At 71.1% G+C, this 18,699-nt stretch carries 14 protein-coding genes; all 14 read right to left on the bottom strand.

Features of this window, described 5'->3' with window-relative positions; all coding sequences use genetic code 11:
• Positions 1-301 precede the first annotated feature (301 nt).
• The 14 genes from O7595_RS09890 to lysA all read right to left on the bottom strand — a co-directional run bounded on the left by O7595_RS09890 (position 302) and on the right by lysA (position 18,686).
• Positions 302-1,654 (bottom strand): MraY family glycosyltransferase, encoded by a 1,353-nt coding sequence (locus O7595_RS09890; protein ID WP_269728339.1) that lies wholly within the window; start codon positions 1,652-1,654, stop codon positions 302-304.
• A gap of 113 nt (positions 1,655-1,767) precedes the next feature.
• Positions 1,768-3,030: a serine hydroxymethyltransferase gene (glyA, locus tag O7595_RS09895; protein WP_269728340.1), complete on the bottom strand. Its 1,263-nt coding sequence runs from the start codon at positions 3,028-3,030 to the stop codon at positions 1,768-1,770.
• A 483-nt stretch (positions 3,031-3,513) separates the two neighbouring features.
• On the bottom strand, positions 3,514-4,164 hold the full coding sequence (locus tag O7595_RS09900; RefSeq protein WP_269728341.1) for an arsenate reductase/protein-tyrosine-phosphatase family protein: 651 nt from the start codon (positions 4,162-4,164) through the stop codon (positions 3,514-3,516).
• A 28-nt stretch (positions 4,165-4,192) separates the two neighbouring features.
• Entirely contained in the window at positions 4,193-4,840 is a 648-nt protein-coding gene (locus O7595_RS09905; protein WP_269728342.1) for an L-threonylcarbamoyladenylate synthase, read from the bottom strand.
• 136 nt (positions 4,841-4,976) lie between these two features.
• Positions 4,977-5,858, bottom strand: coding sequence for a peptide chain release factor N(5)-glutamine methyltransferase (gene prmC, locus O7595_RS09910; RefSeq protein ID WP_269728343.1), 882 nt, complete (start codon positions 5,856-5,858; stop codon positions 4,977-4,979).
• 43 nt (positions 5,859-5,901) lie between these two features.
• Positions 5,902-6,975 (bottom strand): peptide chain release factor 1, encoded by a 1,074-nt coding sequence (gene prfA / locus O7595_RS09915; protein WP_269728344.1) that lies wholly within the window; start codon positions 6,973-6,975, stop codon positions 5,902-5,904.
• Positions 6,976-7,080: 105 nt separating this feature from the next.
• A complete protein-coding gene (gene rpmE, locus O7595_RS09920) occupies positions 7,081-7,305 on the bottom strand; it encodes a 50S ribosomal protein L31 (protein WP_093662507.1) in 225 nt (74 codons plus the stop codon).
• A 247-nt stretch (positions 7,306-7,552) separates the two neighbouring features.
• Positions 7,553-8,641 (bottom strand): LCP family protein, encoded by a 1,089-nt coding sequence (locus O7595_RS09925; protein ID WP_269728345.1) that lies wholly within the window; start codon positions 8,639-8,641, stop codon positions 7,553-7,555.
• A gap of 338 nt (positions 8,642-8,979) precedes the next feature.
• Positions 8,980-10,743 carry a trypsin-like serine protease gene (locus tag O7595_RS09930; RefSeq protein WP_269728346.1) on the bottom strand — a complete coding sequence of 588 codons (1,764 nt, stop codon included), beginning with the start codon at positions 10,741-10,743 and terminating at the stop codon, positions 8,980-8,982.
• Between the two features lie 309 nt (positions 10,744-11,052).
• The gene (gene rho / locus O7595_RS09935; RefSeq protein ID WP_269728347.1) at positions 11,053-13,038 is read right to left on the bottom strand and encodes a transcription termination factor Rho; all 1,986 of its coding nucleotides are present in this window, start codon (positions 13,036-13,038) and stop codon (positions 11,053-11,055) included.
• A gap of 390 nt (positions 13,039-13,428) precedes the next feature.
• A complete protein-coding gene (gene thrB / locus O7595_RS09940; protein WP_269728348.1) occupies positions 13,429-14,346 on the bottom strand; it encodes a homoserine kinase in 918 nt (305 codons plus the stop codon).
• 485 nt (positions 14,347-14,831) lie between these two features.
• Positions 14,832-15,899: a threonine synthase gene (thrC, locus tag O7595_RS09945; RefSeq protein WP_269728349.1), complete on the bottom strand. Its 1,068-nt coding sequence runs from the start codon at positions 15,897-15,899 to the stop codon at positions 14,832-14,834.
• A 6-nt stretch (positions 15,900-15,905) separates the two neighbouring features.
• Complete coding sequence (locus tag O7595_RS09950) at positions 15,906-17,198, bottom strand: homoserine dehydrogenase (protein ID WP_269728350.1); 1,293 nt, start codon at positions 17,196-17,198, stop codon at positions 15,906-15,908.
• A gap of 96 nt (positions 17,199-17,294) precedes the next feature.
• Positions 17,295-18,686: a diaminopimelate decarboxylase gene (gene lysA, locus O7595_RS09955; RefSeq protein ID WP_269728351.1), complete on the bottom strand. Its 1,392-nt coding sequence runs from the start codon at positions 18,684-18,686 to the stop codon at positions 17,295-17,297.
• Between the last annotated feature and the right edge of the window lie 13 nt (positions 18,687-18,699).

Here is an 18,699-nt window from a genome sequence, read left to right on the forward strand (position 1 = left end):
GCACTGCGGCCTCCCGGCTCTGTCTCCGGTTCTCGTGAACCGTATCACAAACTATTTGAATAGGTCTTTACCCGCCGGTGTGCCAACTCTCACACATGAGAGTGAGGCCGCGCGTGTGTGCATGACGGTAGACCACTTTGTCTGGTAATGGCCTTGATGTGCCTGACTATCGGCACCCTGGGGCACGTGGGGCGCACGAACCTTGGGCCCCGCAGCCGCAAGGAAGAGCCGTCCGATCCGCCATCGGGCGCACTCCGTTCGTCACATTGTGTGGTCGATCGCACCACACGTCTGTTGACGGCTACTTCCTCGCCGCCGTGAACCGCGAGCGCGCCCCGATCGCCGTCGCCCCGTTGATGCCCGCAGGCACCGGGATACGCCGCTCGTCGGGACCCACGGCCGCCGCGTCGGCGGGATCGGTGGGGTCCGGTGCCGTAGCGGCCGGGACACCCGGTGCCGTGGGCGGCGCCGGCACCACGGGGCGCGGGCGGCGGCGGTAGCGCGGCGGGACGAAGGACTCCGCCCAGCGCGGCGCCCGCGGGGTGAAGCGCGGCAGCAGCAGGAGCACCAGGCCGACGAAGCTCAGCACCACGATCGCGAAGACGATCCACATCGAGGCGCTGTGCACCGAGTACAGGACCACGCCGAAGGCGATCAGAGCCGACCAGAAGTACATGATCAGCACCGCGCGGCTGTGCGAGTGCCCGATCTCCAGCAGCCGGTGGTGGAGATGCCCGCGGTCGGCGGCGAACGGCGACTTGCCCTTCCAGGTCCGGCGGACGATCGCCAGCAGCAGGTCCGCCACGGGGATCGCGATGATCGTGAGCGGCAGCAGCAGCGGGATGAAGACCGGCAGGGCGGCGTGGGTGGCCTGGCGGGTACCGCCCTCGAACAGCTTCAGCGCGTCCGGGTCCACCTGGCCGGTCACCGAGATCGCGGACGCCGCCAGCACCAGGCCGATCAGCATCGACCCCGAGTCGCCCATGAAGATCCGCGCCGGATGCATGTTGTGCGGCAGGAAGCCCAGGCACATGCCCATCAGGACGGAGGCGAAGAGGGTCGCCGGAGCCGCGGCCTCGATCCCGTAACCGAACCACATCCGGTAGGCGTAGAGGAAGAACGCCGCCGACGCGATGCAGACCATGCCCGCGGCCAGGCCGTCCAGGCCGTCCACGAAGTTCACCGCGTTGATCGTGATGACGACCAACGCGACCGTGAGCAGCGTGCCCTGCCACTGGGTGAGGGAGACCGTCCCGACGCCCGGGATCGGCAGCCACAGGATCGTCAGACCCTGCATCACCATCACGCCCGCAGCGATCATCTGACCGCCGAGCTTGATCAGGGCGTCGATCTCGAACTTGTCGTCCAGCACCCCGATCAGCCAGATCAGCGCGGCGCCGGAGAGCAGGGCGCGCGGTTCGTTGGACAGTTCGAACACGCTGTTGAGATTGCTCAGGTGGTCGGCGACGAGGAGGCCGGCGCAGAGGCCGAAGAACATGGCGATGCCGCCGAGCCGCGGCGTCGGTTCGCGGTGGACGTCGCGGGCCCGGATCTCCGGCATCGCTCCGGTCGCGATGGCGAACTTCCGCACCGGTCCGGTCAGAAGGTAGGTCACCGCAGCCGTGACGCAGAGCGTCAGCAGGTAATCACGCACGGGCTGCCCCAGAGGAATCGCTGGCCATCTCAGCCCCACACACTAGCTTTGTTGGCCACATGCTTGAGGACATACGAGCGGGCCGGACGGTTGCAGGGCCTTCCCGTCTGTCCTCAATACGGCGGAAATCTCCCGACCAGTTCCCGCACTTCTTCGCGAACGCGGTGGATCTCCTCGCCTTCCGCGCGCAGCGCCGTGGTGAAGAGCACGGCGATCCTCGCCATCTCGGCCTCGCCCATGCCCTGCGTGGTGACGGCCGCGGTGCCGAGTCGGATGCCGCGGCCGTCGCCGTACGGCAGCGCACAGGTGTCGAGCACCATCCCGGCGGCGGCGAGCCGCCCGCGTGCCGTGCGGCCGTCCAGGCCCAGCGGCGCCGGGTCCGCGGTGATCAGATGGGTGTCCGTGCCGCCGGTGGTGATCGCGAAGCCCTCCGCCTCCAGCCCTTCCGCCAGGACCCTGGCGTTGGCGACGACGTGGTGGGCGTAGCCGGCGAACCCAGGGGTGGCCGCCTCGCCGAAGGCCACGGCCTTGGCGGCGATCGTGTGCATCTGGGCACCGCCCTGTGTGAAGGGGAACACCGCCCGGTCGATCCGCTCCGCCAGATGGCTGCCGCAGAGGATCATCCCGCCGCGCGGACCGCGCAGCACCTTGTGCGTCGTGGCGCACACGACGTCCGCGTACGGGACCGGGCTGGGGGCCGCTCCCCCGGCGATCAGACCCATCGGATGCGCCGCGTCGGCGATGAGGTACGCACCCACCTCGTCGGCGATCTCCCGGAACGCGGCGTAGTCGGGGTGCCGGGGGTACGAGATCGAGCCGCAGACGATCGCCTTCGGCCGGTGTTCGCGGGCGAGCCTGAGGATGTGCTCGTGGTCGAGCAGCCCCGACTCGGCGTCGACGCCGTAGGGCACGAACGTGAACCAGCGGCCCGAGAAGTTGGCCGGTGAGCCGTGTGTGAGGTGCCCGCCGAAGGCCAGGCCCATCGCGAGGACGGTGTCCCCCGGCCGCAGCAGCGCCGCGTACGCCGCGAGGACGGCCGAGGAGCCGGAGTGGGGCTGCACATTGGCGTGGTCGGCGCCGAAGAGGGCGGTGGCGCGGTCGACGGCGATCCGCTCGGCGGCGTCGACGAGCTCGCAGCCGCCGTGGTGGCGCGCCCCTGGATAGCCCTCGGCGTACTTGTTGGCGAGCGGGGAGCCCAGCGCCGCGAGGACCGCGGGGGAGGTGAAGTTCTCCGCGGCGATCAGCTGGAGGCTGTCGGCCTGCCGGGCCGTCTCGCCGAGCACGACCTCGGCGATCTCGGGGTCCTGGCGGCGCAGGACGTCGAGGTCGGCGGGCGTGGCAGGGGTGCGGGCGGGTGCGGGGGTACTGACCGGCATCGTGGTCTCCCGGCCTCACGTGGGGTGTACGGCCCCTCCAATGTAGGCCCGGTCGGGCACGGCCGCCCGGTGTCCGGCGGCCTGGATCCGCCCCGTTCGGCCGTACGGCCCTCGTCACCGTTCACCGGTCCGCGCCCGCCTGTCCGGTGACCGGCCACCACCCTGCGGTGGGGACGTGCGGCGTTCCGGACCGCCCCGTACGCCGACCGGGCCACCGCGCCGGGGGGTCGTGATGTCCGTCCGGGCCGGGTGAGTACGCCGACCGGGCCACCGCGCCGGGGGGGTCGTGATGTCCGTCCGGGCCGGGTGAGCGCGGGGACGGGGCGCCGGGACGGGCCGGAGGCGTGAGCGGCAGCCGCCGTCCGAAACGCTCCGGGCCCGGCCGACCTCCGTGAGGCGGTGCGACGACGCCGCGGGGAGTGCGACGAGCCCGTCGGCCGGTGCGACGAGCCCGTGGCGGCGGCCCCCGCCCCGCCGTGGTCCTCAGCGGCGGGCCGATACGCCCGTCAACGCCGTCAGCACGGGGTCGAGAGCCTGGTGGATCTCGTCGCCGATGGAGCGGAAGAAGGTGATGGGCCCCCCGTACGGGTCGTAGACCTCGTCCGCCTCCGCGCTCGGCGCCAGCAGCCAGCCGCGCAGTGCCGCGGCCGCCCGCACGAGGGCCCGGGCCCGCTCGACGACACCGTCGTGGTCGGGGTCCGGCAGGGTCGCCGGGTCTATCGCCCGGACGAGCCGGGTGAACTCCTTCAGCGTGAACGTGCGCAGACCCGCGGAGTGGCCCATGGAGATGACCTGCGCGCGGTGGTCGCGAGTGGCGGTGAGCACCAGGTCCGCCCGGATGACGTGCTCGTCGAGCAGCTCGCGCCCCGTGAAGCCGCTGGGGTCCGCGCCGAAGTCGGTGAGGACCGTCGCAGCGTTCGCCTCCATCGGCGCACCCTCGTGGCCCCAGGTGCCCGCGCTCTCCACGAGCAGCCCTCCGGCGAGGGGGTCGCCCAGCCGGTGGCTCAGGGCATGCCGCGTCAGCCGCTCGGTGATCGGCGAGCGGCAGACGTTGCCGGTGCTGACGTGGAGGATCCGGAATGTGCCGCCGACGGCGGCCGTACCTTCTATGCCACGCCCCTCAGGGACGGTCACTGTGCCGGCCCCCGGCTGTTCGCTCCGGTCACGGTGCCACCTCGAGGTCGGGTACGACCTTGCGGAGCTCGTCCGCCTCCAGGGCGCCCGCGCGCAGCAGGACCGGAACCTTGCCGGTGACGTCGACGATCGAGGACGGCACGTTGCCGGGGGTCGCGCCGCCGTCGAGGTAGACGGAGACCGAGTCGCCGAGCATGTCCTGCGCGGCGTCGCAGGTCTCGGGTGCCGGATGTCCCGTCAGGTTCGCGGACGACACGGCCATGGGGCCGACCTCGGTGAGCAGTTCGATGGCGACGGGGTGAAGCGGCATCCGGATGGCGACGGTGCCGCGGGTGTCCCCGAGGTCCCACTGGAGCGACGGCTGGTGCCGGGCGACGAGCGTCAGCGCACCGGGCCAGAACGCGTCGACGAGCTCCCACGCCTGCTCGGAGAAGTCGGTGACCAGGCCGTGGAGCGTGTTCGGGGAGCCGATGAGGACAGGGGTGGGCATGTTGCGGCCGCGTCCCTTGGCCGCCAGCAGGTCGACGACGGCCTCGGAGCTGAAGGCGTCCGCGCCGATGCCGTAGACGGTGTCGGTGGGCAGCACGACGAGCTCGCCGCGGCGGACGGCCGAAGCGGCTTCGCGCAGGCCGGTGGTGCGGTCCGTCGCGTCGTTGCAGTCGTATCGCCGAGCCATCAGCGGGCCTCCTCGTTTTCGGTCACACGGTTCTTCTCCCGGCCGCCGGCCGGGAGGACCCCCGAGCCGCTCTGGCGGGCGTCGACGGCCGGTCGTACGCGGTCCCTGGCCTGCCGTGACCTTCGTGCGGTCTCCCTCACGGCAGGGCCTTGCGGGCCGTGGCGAAGCGCGGTCGGTTGTTCAGGTCGGGGTGGTCGGCCGCGTCCGCCCAGCCCGCCTCCTCGTTGAAGATCCAGGGCACCTGGCCGCCCTGGGTGTCGGCGTGCTCGACGACGACCAGACCGCCCGGGCGCAGCAGCCGGTGCGCGGTGCGCTCGATGCCGCGGATGGTGTCGAGGCCGTCCTCACCGGAGAAGAGGGCCATCTGGGGGTCGTGGTCACGCGCCTCGGGCGCCACGTACTCCCACTCGGTGAGCGGGATGTACGGCGGGTTGGAGATGACGAGGTCGACCTGGCCGTCGAGCTCGGGGAGGGCGGCGAGGGCGTCACCGTGGTGGACGGTGACGCGGGAGCCCTCGGCGTTCTTCCGCGTCCAGCCGATCGCGTCGTCGGACAGTTCCACGGCGTGCACGCGCGAGCGCGGCACCTCCTGGGCGATGGCGAGCGCGATGGCGCCCGAGCCGGAGCACAGGTCGACGACGAGCGGCTCCACGACGTCCATGGCGCGCACCGCGTCTATGGCCCAGCCGACGACCGACTCGGTCTCGGGCCGCGGCACGAAGACGCCGGGGCCCACCTGGAGCTCCAGATAGCGGAAGAAGGCGCGTCCGGTGATGTGCTGCAACGGCTCGCGGGCCTCGCGGCGGGCGACGGCCTCCCAGTAGCGGGCGTCGAAGTCCGCGTCCTTGACCAGGTGCAGTTCGCCGCGCTTGACGCCGTGGACGAACGCGGCGAGCTCCTCCGCGTCGAAGCGCGGTGAGGGCACGCCGGCGTCGGCCAGCCGCTGGGTGGCCTGGGCCACCTCGGCAAGCAGCAAGGAGCGGGGGTACCGGGGTCGTCCCCCGGGGAGCGACTGCACGCTGGTCCTCCGGGCTGGGCGGGGCTGTTCGGGGTTACGCGGCTTACGCCGCGGCGAGCTTCGCGGCGGAGTCGGCGTCGAGGCAGGCCTGGATCACGGCGTCCAGTTCTCCGTCGAGCACCTGGTCCAAGTTGTACGCCTTGAAGCCCACGCGGTGGTCCGAGATGCGGTTTTCCGGGAAGTTGTACGTACGGATCTTCTCGGAGCGGTCGACCGTGCGGACCTGGCTGCGGCGGGCGTCCGCCGCCTCCTGCTCGGCCGCCTCCTGGGCCGCCGCGAGAAGCCTGGAGCGCAGGATACGCATCGCCTGCTCCTTGTTCTGGAGCTGGCTCTTCTCGTTCTGGCAGGAGGCGACGACTCCGGTCGGGATGTGCGTGATGCGCACGGCGGAGTCCGTGGTGTTGACGGACTGGCCGCCGGGGCCGGAGGAGCGGTAGACGTCGATGCGCAGATCGTTGGGGTTGATCTCCACGTCGATCTCCTCGGCCTCGGGGGTCACGAGGACGCCGGCGGCGGAGGTGTGGATCCGGCCCTGGGACTCGGTCGCGGGGACCCGCTGCACCCGGTGCACCCCGCCCTCGTACTTCAGGCGCGCCCAGACGCCCTGGCCGGGCTCCGGCGTCGCGTTGCCCTTGAGCTTCACGGCGACCTGGACGTCCTTGTAGCCGCCGAGCTCGGACTCGGTGGCGTCGATGATCTCGGTCTTCCAGCCGACGCGCTCGGCGTAGCGGAGGTACATCCGCAGCAGGTCGCCGGCGAACAGCGCGGACTCGTCGCCGCCCGCGCCCGCCTTGATCTCCAGGATGACGTCCTTGTCGTCGCTGGGGTCGCGGGGCACCAGCAGCAGCCGCAGCTTCTCGGTGAGCTCCTCGCGCTGCTTCTCCAGCTCCTTCACCTCGGCGGCGAAGTCCGGGTCGTCCGCGGCGAGTTCGCGGGCCGTCTCGATGTCGTCCCCGGTCTGCTTCCAGGAGCGGTAGGTGCCGACGATCGGGGTCAGTTCGGCGTACCGCTTGTTGAGCTTGCGCGCGTTCGCCTGGTCGGCGTGGACCGAAGGGTCGGCGAGCTGCTTCTCGAGGCCGGCGTGCTCGCCGACCAGTTCCTCGACCGCTTCGAACATCGAAGGCTCCTGGTTCTCGTACGGCTGGGTGGCTGCGGGAGAGACGGCAAAGCGCCGGTCCCGGCCGCCCGCGCAGGGGCAGCCGAAGACCGGCGCAGTGGCTCGCTACTTCTTGGCGGAGCCGGCAGCCTTGCCGAAGCGGGCCTCGAAGCGGGCCACACGGCCACCGGTGTCGAGGATCTTCTGCTTGCCCGTGTAGAACGGGTGGCACTCGGAGCAGACCTCGGCGCGGATGTTGCCGCCCTGGATCGTGCTACGGGTCGTGAACGACGCGCCACAGGTGCAGCTCACCTGGGTCTCGACGTACTCGGGGTGGATGTCGCGCTTCAAGGTTTCTCCTAGATTCGGGAGGGCGCCGGGTCGCACGCGCGGGATGCGCGGACGTGAACCGGGGCCGACGTACCAGTCTGCCAGGACCGGCCGTATCTCCCAAAACCGGGGGTCGCCGCCGGGTATTCCCGGCCTGCTCGGGGCCTGCTCGGGCCGTGGTACCGGTCTGCCGCGGACCCCGGTCGCGGACCCCGGTCGCGGACGGCCGGGCCGGGCTGCGGCTCGCGCCCCGGGCGGGTCCGGTCCGCTACTTCACGATGCCCTCGGCCTGCCCGTCCGCGGTGCCCTCGGTGGCTGAGGCGGGGATCGGCAGATCGTTGCGCAGCGCGGTCCAGACCTGCTCACCCTGTTTCTCCAGGGGCGCGACGCGGTTGGGGTCCCACTTGTCGTAGTCCACCGGCATGGTGATCATCTGGATGTCGCCGGGGCCGAGGCCCTTGAGGCGGTCGGCGAAGCCGATGAGCTCCTGGACGGAGTCGAGCTCGGAGTCGGGAGTGATCGCCTTGGTGGCGGTGTCGGCGAGGTCGTACAGCTTCTTCGGGTTGCTGAACACGCCGATGTCCTTGACCTGCTGGATCAGCGCCTTGATGAAGGCCTGCTGCAGCTGGATCCGGCCGAGGTCGCTGCCGGTGCCGACGGCCTTGCGGGTGCGCACCAGCCCGAGGGCCTGCTCCCCGCTGAGGGTGTGCGTGCCGGGTTCGAGGTCGAGGTGGCTCTTGGAGTCCCTGATCGCCTCGGTGGTGGTGACGTCCACGCCGCCGAGTTCGTCCACGAGCTTCTTGAAGCCGGTGAAGTCCACCTCCACATAGTGGTCCATGCGGATGCCGGAGATCTTCTCGACGGTCTTCACCGCACAGGCCGGGCCGCCGACCTCGTACGCCGTGTTGAACATGGCGCGGCGCTCGCCGGGAACGCCGTCGCCCCGGCTGTCGGTGCAGGGGGGCCGGTCGATCAGGGTGTCGCGGGGCACGGACACGACGGCGGCCTTCTTGTGGCCCTCGTATATGTGCACGATCATCGCCGTGTCGGAGCGGGCGCCGCCCTCGTCCCTGCCGTACTCGCCGTTCGCTCCGGCGCGGGAGTCGGAACCGAGGACGAGGATGTCCATGGAGCCGTTGTCGACGTCGTCCGGGCGGTCGGTGCCCAGCCGGCCGCTGATGTCGACGCCCTGGATGTTGCCGTCGAGCTTGAGGTATACCCAGCCGAGCCCCGACCCCCCGACGAGCACGAGCCCGGCCGCGGACCACGCGGCGAGCGTCGCGGCCCGGCGTCGCGCGGTGGGCTGCTTACGGCGACTGCCCGTACCGCGTATTCGGCCCTTGCTCTGGTCCGCCATGGCTCCCCCAGTCCTCGTAGGTCCCGTTACCCCCGGCCACGGTCTTCAGCCACGGTTTCATCCACCCTGTCAAGCTTTGTTACTCCACCTGTGAGACCGGCGAGGGGCAAGAAGGGTTGCACGGGGCCCTGAGAGGTCCATGAGAAGCGCATGGAGAAGGGCCTGTGCGCACCGAAGGGAATCGGTGTGCACAGGCCCTTGGTGACCTGCGAGGACGCTCCGGCCGGCCGGGGCCGAGGGCCCCTTTCACCGTGGACCGCCGCCGGGGCGTGTGGTGTACGTCCCACCGCGCCCGGCGGCTTCCGCCGGATCTGTTCGGGTTCGCACCCCTGGCGGGATCAGCCGAACAGGTTGTACGCCTGCCAGCCGCTGCCCATCGCCACGCGGGCGTTGAAGCCGCCGTTGCCCTTGCCCGGGTAGAGCCAGAGCTTGCCCGCGGTGTCGCGGGTCAGGACGTCCGCGTGGCCGTCGCTGTTGACGTCGCCGGTGGTGACGATGGCGTTCATGGCGCCGAAGGCGCCGACCAGCACGGGGGCCGCCCAGGGCTTGGTGGCGACACCGGTGCCCTTGTAGAGGTAGGTCTTGCCGTCGCTCTTGCGTGCGAAGACGTCGGCCTTGCCGTCGGCGGTGAAGTCGCCGTGGCCGCGGACCATCGTGAACGTGCCCCAGCCCGAGCCGACGGCGATCGGCGCGGCGAATCCGCCGTTGCCCCTGCCGGGGTAGACGCGCATGGTGCCGGCGGAGTCGACCGCGAGCATGTCGGGCAGCTCGTCGCCGGTGACGTCGCCGGGGGCGACGATCTGCTTGTGCTTGCTCCAGCCCTTGGCCACGAGCTTGGACGCCCAGTCGCCCTCGGTGCCGCCGGGGCCGGGCACGTAGTGGTCCCAGTACACGTCGCCGTTGCCGACGCGGTACAGCAGGTCCTGGTTGTCGTCCCGGTCCAGGTCGGTCTGGACCAGCAGGCTGACGCCCTTGAAGTTGCCCAGGTTGTGGGTGCGGGCGAGGCTCGTCACCTTGGAGTGCCAGCTGAACAGGGAGTTGTCCGAGGCACGGCGGGCGAGCAGGTCCGCGGTGTGGCCGTCGCCGCTCCAGTTGGTGTCGTCGACGCGCGACTGGATCGGCGCGGAGTACGTGGTGGCCTTGGCGTACACGCCGTACTTGCCGGCGGCCGAGCAGTTCTCGTCGCCCCAGGAGACGATGCCGGCGAGCTTGCCGCCGACGACCAGCGGGCCGCCGGAGTCGCCGTTGCAGGTGGTCTCGCTGGTGGCGTCCTCGCCGGTGGGCGCGGCGCCGGCGCAGACCATGTGGCCCTTGATGAAGCCGTCGGGGTACGCGGCGGCGCACGAGGCGTCGGAGACGATGTCGGCGTCGGCGACCTTCAGCGTCTGCGAGGAGCTGTTGGGGTTGGTGGAGCTGGTGCGGCCCCAGCCGTACACCTTGCCGTCGCGGCCGGCCTGGTACAGCGCGGAGTCGGTCGGCTGCGCGAGCGGCAGCGTCCCGACCGTGGACGGCACCGGCGAGGTCAGCGTCAGCACCGCCACGTCGTTGTCGATCGTGTACGGGCTGTACTGCGGGTGGTGCCACTGGCGGTAGGCGCCGAGGAGGGTGCCGCCGTGGAGGTCCAGGGAGCCGTCGGTCTTCTGGGTCGGCATCTGGTCGGTGCCGACGACGACCGCGCCGTCCCGGTACCACTTGATGCCCTTGACGCAGTGCGCCGCGGTGGCGACCTTGGTCGGGGCGATCACCACGCCGCCGCAGAAGTAGCTGCCCTCGGCGTCGGAGAAGTGGAGCTGTGCCATCCAGGGCGCGGTGGAGATGGTGGTCGTGGAACCACCGATGATGCGGGCGCTCGGCGCGCTGCGGGTCTCCTCGGCGGCGGCGGAGTCGGGCTGCTTGATGAGGGACCGCTCGTTCTTCGCATCGGCCTTCATGGCCGCGATCACGCGTCCCCGCAGCTCGCCCTGCGACGGCTGGGCGGGCTTCTGCGACTCGGCGGTGATCTGCGGTGTCTCACCGGCCTCGGCCGACCCGGAGCCGGTGATCGCGATGCCGGCGCCGGTCAGCGCGACGATGACGGCGACAGCAGGCACCGCGAGTCTCATGCGGCGCTTGTGCCGGCCACCGCGGGTGCGTATCTGCACTCGGTTACCCCTTGGGTAGACCCGGCAGAGCGCGACCGCCCCACCGGAGAAATCTCTGGTTCGGTGGGGCACGACTGGTTTGTGGGCAGCACGCCTCAAGAGGCCCCCCGGCCCCGGCTGGTGCCGCGCAGTGGATTCCCCCCCACCCGGAATCGCCGATGATACGCGTGTCAACTGACGGTTGACCAGTGGACGGTGGGGCTCCGGCGAAACGAGACCGCCCCGTCACCTTCGGGGTGACGGGGCGGTCCGGTTGCCTATGCGGCGACGTCAGTCGCCGTTGCCCGGCGCGGGCGTCGTCTTCTGGATCTGCAGCAGGAACTCGGCGTTCGACTTCGTCTGCTTCATCTTGTCGAGCAGCAGCTCGATCGCCTGCTGCTGGTCGAGTGCGTGCAGCACCCGGCGCAGCTTCCAGACGATGGCGAGCTCCTCGCCGCTGAGCAGGATCTCCTCCTTGCGGGTGCCGGACGCGTCGACGTCCACCGCGGGGAAGATGCGCTTGTCGGCGAGCTTCCGGTCGAGCTTGAGCTCCATGTTGCCGGTGCCCTTGAACTCCTCGAAGATCACCTCGTCCATGCGCGAGCCGGTGTCGACCAGCGCGGTGGCCAGGATGGTCAGCGAGCCGCCGTCCTCGATGTTGCGCGCGGCGCCGAAGAAGCGCTTCGGCGGGTAGAGCGCGGTCGAGTCGACACCACCGGACAGGATGCGGCCGGAGGCCGGGGCCGCCAGGTTGTACGCACGGCCGAGCCGGGTGATGGAGTCCAGCAGGACGACCACGTCGTGGCCCAGCTCGACGAGACGCTTGGCGCGCTCGATGGCCAGTTCGGCGACCGTGGTGTGGTCCTCCGCCGGGCGGTCGAAGGTCGAGGAGATGACCTCGCCCTTGACCGACCGCTGCATGTCGGTGACCTCCTCCGGACGTTCGTCGACGAGGACGACCATCAGGTGGCACTCGGGGTTGTTGTGGGTGATCGCGTTGGCGATCGCCTGCATGATCATGGTCTTGCCGGTCTTCGGCGGGGCCACGATCAGACCGCGCTGACCCTTGCCGATCGGCGACACGAGGTCGATGATCCGCGTGGTCAGCACGCCCGGGTCGGTCTCCAGACGGAGCCGGTCCTGCGGGTAGAGCGGGGTCAGCTTGTTGAACTCCGGGCGGCCGCGGCCGGATTCGGGCGCCATGCCGTTGACGGAGTCCAGACGGACCAGCGCGTTGAACTTCTCGCGGCGCTCGCCCTCCTTGGGCTGCCGGACCGCGCCGGTGACGTGGTCGCCCTTGCGCAGGCCGTTCTTGCGGACCTGGGCGAGGGACACGTACACGTCGTTCGGGCCGGGCAGGTAGCCGGAGGTCCGGATGAACGCGTAGTTGTCCAGGATGTCGAGGATGCCCGCGACGGGGATCAGCACATCGTCCTCGGCGAGCTGCGGCTCGCCGCCGAACTCCTCGCGGCCGCGACGGCCACGGCGGTCGCGGTACCGGCCGCGGCGCCCGCGCCTGCCGCCCTGCTCGTCGTCGAAGTCGTCCTGCGGGCCGCCGCCCTGCCGCTGCTGCTGGCCGCCCTGCTGCTGGCGCTGGCCGCCGCCCTGCTGGTCGTCGCCCTTGCCGCCGCGGCGGTCGCGCTGACGGTCACGGCGGTCGCCGCGCTCACCGCGGTCGCGCCGGCCGTCGCCGCGACGGCCCTCGGCGGTCTCGGTGGCCGCCTCGGCCTTGGCCTCCGGCTGCCCCTCGGTCCTGGTCTCGGAACGGACCTCGGTCTTGAGGTCGCCCTTCGCCTCGCCCTTGACCGCGTCGCCCTCCGGGCTGCCCGCGGGAGCGGTGGCCCGGCGGCGGCGGCGCTCGCCCGCCGGGGCGTCGTCGCTGGCCGGCTGACCGGGGATGTCGATCTGCTGCTGGGCGGCGGGGGACTCGGCCTTCGGCTCGGCGGCGCCCTCACCCGTACGGGCCTTGGAGGCGGCTCGGCGCTTCGGCTTCGTCTCGGCCGCGCCGCCGCTCGCCTCGGAGCCCTTGGCGGGGGCTCCTCCGGCGGCCTGCGCCTCCTTGATGACCTCGATCAGCTGGCTCTTGCGCATCCGCGCGGTGCCCCTGATCCCGAGGCCCGAAGCGACCTGCTGGAGCTCGGCCAGGACCATGCCCTCGAGGCCGGTGCCGGAACGGCGGCGCCGGGAGGTGGTGCCAGTGGCAGCACCTGCGGCGGGCGCGGCGGTGTCGACACTGTTGTCGGCAGTCACGCCCATCAGATCGGTGGTGTCGCTCACGAAGGGTCCTTCCCTGGAGCGGACGTCGGCCTTCTGGCTCGGCGACCGGTTGTGCTGTCCGGCGCGGTCTTCGATCTTTCTGATCGCGGACCGGAGCCGGGGCGGTGGTCCGCCGGGGTACGGCGGAGGAATGTACGTGCAAGGTCCGGCCCGAGTTCCCCCTGCTCGGCCCTCTCTTCGGGAGAAGCGAGGGGTGTCGTGCCGGTTCCGGAGCGTGCTCGAAACTGCTCAGGCAGGCTGCTCAGGCAGTTGGGGAGGCTCCCGGAAGAATGGTGGTCCCGGAAAGGGACACGAAGCACCGCGCCACAAGATTGTGGGCTGCGTACTTGAGGTTAACACTACCGGCTCCAACAAACATTCCCCCTCTCTGTCACCGGCAATCCCGTGTCGCTACGAAGCGAGCGGGAGAACGCTCGCTCCCGCGGCGTCGAGGGCGAGCCTGTTCGCCGCCCAGCCCTCGCCCGCCAGCCGTGCGACCTTGTCGGCCGCACCGTCCTCGGCCAGCGCGAGCACGGTGGGGCCCGCACCGGAGATGACCGCGGGGACGCCGTCCGCGCGCAGTCGGTTCACCAGGTCGACGCTCTGCGGCATCGCCGGAGCACGGTACTCCTGGTGGAGGCGGTCCTCGGTGGCGGGAAGCAGCAGCTCGGGGCGCCTGGTGAGGGCCTCGACGAGCAGCGCGGCCCGGCCCGCGTTGACGGCGGCGTCCACGTGCGGGACCGTGCGCGGCAGCAGCCCGCGGGCGGTCTCGGTGAGCACCGGCTTACTCGGCACGAAAACCACCGGAACGATGGATTCGGATGGGTCCATCCTGATCGCACGGGCCGCGCCGCCATCGGTCCAGGCGAGGGTGAAACCGCCGAGCAGGCAGGCGGCGACGTTGTCGGGGTGCCCCTCGATCTCGGTGGCGAGCTCCAGCAGCGCGGCGTCGTCGAGCCTGGCGTCGCCGCCTATCGTCACCGCGCGGGCGGCCACGATGCCCGCGCAGATGGCGGCCGACGAGGACCCGAGCCCGCGCCCGTGCGGGATGCGGTTCGCGCAGACGACCTCGAGGCCGCGGGGCTGCCCGCCGAGCAGGTCGAAGGCCGTGCGCAGCGAGCGAACGAGGAGATGACTCTCGTCGCGCGGCAGCGTCTCGGCCCCCTCACCGGCGATGTCGATGTGCAGCCCGGTGTCGGCGACACGGACGACGACGTCGTCGTACAGGCCCAGCGACAGGCCGAAGGCGTCGAAGCCCGGTCCGAGGTTGGCGCTGGTGGCGGGCACGCGCACTCGGACGGCGGCGGCGCGGAACGCGGGACCGGCCATCGATCGACGACACTCCTTGGTTCTGATCGGTGCTGATCTCGATGATCTGTGTGATCGGGTCTGATCGGCGTGATGATGACGTGAAGATGCGAAGACCCACGGGCCGGCGACGGCAACGACCGCGGCATATGCGGCGGCGGGGTTGCGTACAGCCTATCCAAGGAAGGTTCCGCGGCGACATAGGGCGCACAGGAGGCGCACGATGCGTGTCGCACTCCCCTGTGTGCCTCATCGGGACATGCTGGACGACTTGCCGTCTACGCGCGCCACGCTCGCGAGACGCGGCCCGGCGCTCGGGAACCGTCCCGCGTGCGCCCGCCCCTTGCGGCACCGCCACCGGTGGCGCGTACGCGAGCCGGCGCGGGCACACGGCCGCACCACTCGTGCGGCCGCTCCCGTGCACGGCGCGACGCCTCTCCCGCAGCGCCCCGCGACCCGGGACCGGTACCGGGCAGCGCAGGTACCACCCCGCGGCCGGGAACGCCTCAGACGAGCCCGAGCTGCTGCGCCGCCGTGGCCGCGTCCACCGGGACCGTGAGCGGCTGGGGCGCCCCGGCGACCGCCCAGTCGGGATCCTTCAGGCCGTTGCCCGTGACCGTGCAGACGATCCGCTGGCCGGCGTCGACCTTGCCCTCCTCGGCGGCCTTGAGCAGACCGGCCACCGAGGCGGCCGAGGCGGGCTCCACGAAGACGCCCTCGCGCGAGGCCAACAGCTTGTAGGCACGGAGGATCTGACGATCGGTCACCTCGTCGATGAAGCCGCCCGACTCCTCCCTGGCCGCCAGCGCGAACTCCCAGGACGCGGGATTGCCGATCCGGATCGCGGTCGCGATCGTCGACGGGTCCTTGACGACCTCGCCGCGAACGATGGGCGCGGAACCGGACGCCTGGAAGCCCCACATGCGCGGAGTGCGGGCCGACATCCCGTCCGCCGCGTACTCCTTGTAGCCCTTCCAGTACGCCGTGATGTTGCCGGCGTTGCCGACCGGCAGCACATGGACGTCCGGCGCGTCGCCGAGCGCGTCGACGATCTCGAAGGCCGCGGTCTTCTGGCCCTCGATCCGGACCGGGTTCACCGAATTGACCAGCGCCACGGGGTAATTCTCGGACAGACCCCGGGCCAGCACCAGACAGTCGTCGAAGTTGCCGTCGACCTGCAGGATCTTCGCCCCGTGGACCAGCGCCTGACCCAGCTTGCCCATCGCGATCTTGCCCTGCGGGATCAGCACGGCGGAGACCATTCCGGCGCGGCCCGCGTAGGCCGCGGCGGACGCCGAGGTGTTGCCGGTGGAGGCGCAGATGACGGCCTTCGCCCCCTCCTCCTTGGCCCTGGTGATCGCCATCGTCATCCCGCGGTCCTTGAAGGACCCCGTCGGGTTGGCGCCCTCGACCTTGAGATATACGTCACACCCCGTGGCCTCGGAGAGGGACTGCGCGAAGACGAGCGGCGTGCCGCCCTCGCCGAGAGTGACGACCGGCGTCGTGTCCGTCACCGGAAGCCGGTCACGGTACTCCTCGATGATGCCGCGCCACTGGTGAGTGCGAGTGCTCATGGGTCCTTACTCTCCTTCAACCCGCATGATGCTGGCGACACCGCGCACGGTGTCGAGCTTGCGCAGCGCCGCGACGGTCCCCGAAAGGGCGGCGTCGGGCGCGCGGTGGGTGACGACGACGAGCGATGCCTCGCCGTCCTTGCCCGTCTGGCGCACCGTGTCGATGGATACGCCGTGCTCGGCGAAGACCGTCGCCACCTGGGCGAGCACACCCGGCTTGTCGGCCACGTCGAGGCTGATGTGGTACCGCGTCACGACCTCGCCCATCGGACTGACCGGCAACTGCGTGTACACGGACTCGCCGGGCCCCGTCGCCTCGGCGAGCTTGTTGCGGCAGACGGCGACCAGGTCGCCCAGGACGGCGGAGGCGGTCGGCGAACCGCCGGCGCCGGGGCCGTAGAACATCAGCCGGCCGGCCGCCTCGGCCTCGACGAACACCGCGTTGTACGCCTCGCGGACGGAGGCCAGCGGATGGCTCAGCGGGATCATCGCCGGGTGCACACGGGCCGTGACCGACCTGCCGTCCGCCGCCCGCTCGCAGATCGCCAGCAGCTTGATGGTGCAGCCCATCTGCCTGGCGGAGGCGAAGTCCGCGGCGGTGACCTCGGTCATGCCCTCGCGGTACACGTCGTCGAGGCGCACCCGGGTGTGGAAGGCGATGCCGGCGAGGATCGCCGCCTTGGCTGCGGCGTCGAAGGCCTCGACGTCTGCGGTCGGGTCGGCCTCGGCGTACCCGAGCGCGGTGGCCTCGTCCAGGGCCTCGGAGTAGCCGGCGCCGGAGGTGTCCATCTTGTCGAGGATGAAGTTCGTCGTGCCGTTGACGATGCCGAGGACCCGGTTGACCTTGTCGCCCGCGAGGGACTCGCGCAGCGGCCTGATCAGCGGGATCGCACCGGCCACGGCGGCCTCGAAGTAGAGGTCCCGGCCGTGTTTCTCGGCGGCGGCGTACAGCGTGGCGCCGTCCTCCGCGAGCAGCGCCTTGTTGGCCGAGACGACCGAGGCGCCGTGCTCGAAGGCGGTGGTGATCAGCGTCCGGGCGGGCTCGATACCGCCGATGACCTCGACGACCACGTCGATGTCGGTGCGCGAGACGAGCGTCTTGGCGTCGGTGGTGATGAGTTCCTGCGGGATGCCCTCACGGACCTTGGCGGGGCGGCGGACGGCGACCCCGGCGAGCTCCACCGGGGCCCCGATCCGCGCGGCGAGGTCGCCGGCGTGCGTCGTCATGATGCGCGCCACCTCTGAGCCGACCACTCCACAGCCCAGCAGCGCCACCTTCAGCGGACGCGTACGCATCATCCGACCTCGATTCCTTCATAAACCAGAGTGCGAACCAGTCTCACCCACCGCACGGGGCTTTCCGCTCCCTGTCCGGATTCTGAGACATATATTTCATCAGCCGACATCCAGACGCAGGAGATCTTCCTCCGTCTCACGCCGGACGATCACCTTCGCCTCGCCGTCGCGCACGGCGACGACGGGCGGGCGGAGCGCGTGGTTGTAGTTGCTGGCCATGGAACGGCAGTACGCGCCGGTCGCCGGCACCGCGATCAGGTCGCCCGGCGCCAGGTCGGCGGGCAGGAAGGCGTCCCTTACGACGATGTCGCCGCTCTCGCAGTGCTTGCCGACGACGCGCACGAGCATCGGCTCGGCGTCACTCGCTCGGGAGACGAGGGCCACGCTGTACTCGGCGTCGTACAGCGCCGTGCGGATGTTGTCGGACATGCCGCCGTCGACGCTGACGTACGTCCGCAGCCCCTCGAGCGGCTTGATCGTGCCGACCTCGTACAGCGTGAAGGCGGTCGGCCCGACGATCGCGCGGCCCGGCTCGACGGAGATGCGGGGAGTCCGCAGACCGGCGGCCTCGCACTCACGGGTGACGATCTCGCTGAGCGCCTTGGCGATCTCGTGCGGCTCGCGCGGATCGTCGTCCGAGGTGTAGGCGATGCCGAGACCGCCGCCGAGGTCGATCTCGGGGAGCTCGACGCCGTGCTCGTCCCGGACCTCCTTCAGCAGTCCGACCACCCGGTGGGCGGCCACCTCGAAGCCGGAGGTGTCGAAGATCTGCGAGCCGATGTGCGAGTGGATGCCGATGAGTTCCAGCCCGTCGAGCCGAAGGGCCCGCCGCACCGCCTCCGCCGCCTGCCCGCCCGCGAGCGCGAGACCGAACTTCTGGTCCTCGTGGGCGGTGGCGATGAACTCGTGGGTGTGCGCCTCGACGCCGACGGTGACGCGGATCTGGACGCGCTGGCGCCTGCCGAGGGACCGGGCGATGTGCGCGACGCGGACGATCTCCTGGAAGGAGTCGAGGACGATGCGCCCGACGCCCGCCCGCACCGCGTTCTCGATCTCCTCCGGGGACTTGTTGTTGCCGTGGAAGGCGATGCGCTCGGCGGGCATCCCGGCGTCGAGCGCGGTGGTGAGCTCACCCCCGGAGCAGACATCGAGGTTGAGCCCCTCCTCGTTCAGCCAGCGCACGACGGCGCGGGAGAGGAACGCCTTGCCCGCGTAGAAGACGTCGGCGTCCTTGCCGAAGGCGTCGGCCCAGGCACGGCAGCGGGCGCGGAAGTCCGCCTCGTCGAGGAAGTAGGCAGGGGTGCCGAACTCCTCTGCCAGCCTGGTGACTTCGACGCCGGCGACGGTGACGACGCCGTCGCCGGAGCGGCTGACCGTGCGCGACCAGACCTTCTCGTCCAGCACATTGAGGTCGGCCGGCGGGGCGGAGTAGTGGCCGTCGGGGAGGACGTCGGCGTAACGGGGCCCGGCGGGGTGTGCGGAACGGCTCATTCTTCTCTCACAT

It is taken from the genome of Streptomyces sp. WMMC940, assembly GCF_027460265.1.
In the GTDB taxonomy this organism is placed as follows: domain Bacteria; phylum Actinomycetota; class Actinomycetes; order Streptomycetales; family Streptomycetaceae; genus Streptomyces.

Excerpts from the sequence above, each read along its gene's own strand:
- glyA (WP_269728340.1), bottom strand. The coding sequence starts at position 3,030 with ATGCCGGTCAGTACCCCCGCACCCGCCCGCACCCCTGCCACGCCCGCC.
- O7595_RS09905 (WP_269728342.1), bottom strand. The coding sequence starts at position 4,840 with ATGGCTCGGCGATACGACTGCAACGACGCGACGGACCGCACCACCGGC.
- prfA (WP_269728344.1), bottom strand. The coding sequence starts at position 6,975 with ATGTTCGAAGCGGTCGAGGAACTGGTCGGCGAGCACGCCGGCCTCGAG.
- O7595_RS09925 (WP_269728345.1), bottom strand. The coding sequence starts at position 8,641 with ATGGCGGACCAGAGCAAGGGCCGAATACGCGGTACGGGCAGTCGCCGT.
- O7595_RS09930 (WP_269728346.1), bottom strand. The coding sequence starts at position 10,743 with ATGAGACTCGCGGTGCCTGCTGTCGCCGTCATCGTCGCGCTGACCGGC.
- thrB (WP_269728348.1), bottom strand. The coding sequence starts at position 14,346 with ATGGCCGGTCCCGCGTTCCGCGCCGCCGCCGTCCGAGTGCGCGTGCCC.
- thrC (WP_269728349.1), bottom strand. The coding sequence starts at position 15,899 with ATGAGCACTCGCACTCACCAGTGGCGCGGCATCATCGAGGAGTACCGT.
- O7595_RS09950 (WP_269728350.1), bottom strand. The coding sequence starts at position 17,198 with ATGATGCGTACGCGTCCGCTGAAGGTGGCGCTGCTGGGCTGTGGAGTG.
- lysA (WP_269728351.1), bottom strand. The coding sequence starts at position 18,686 with ATGAGCCGTTCCGCACACCCCGCCGGGCCCCGTTACGCCGACGTCCTC.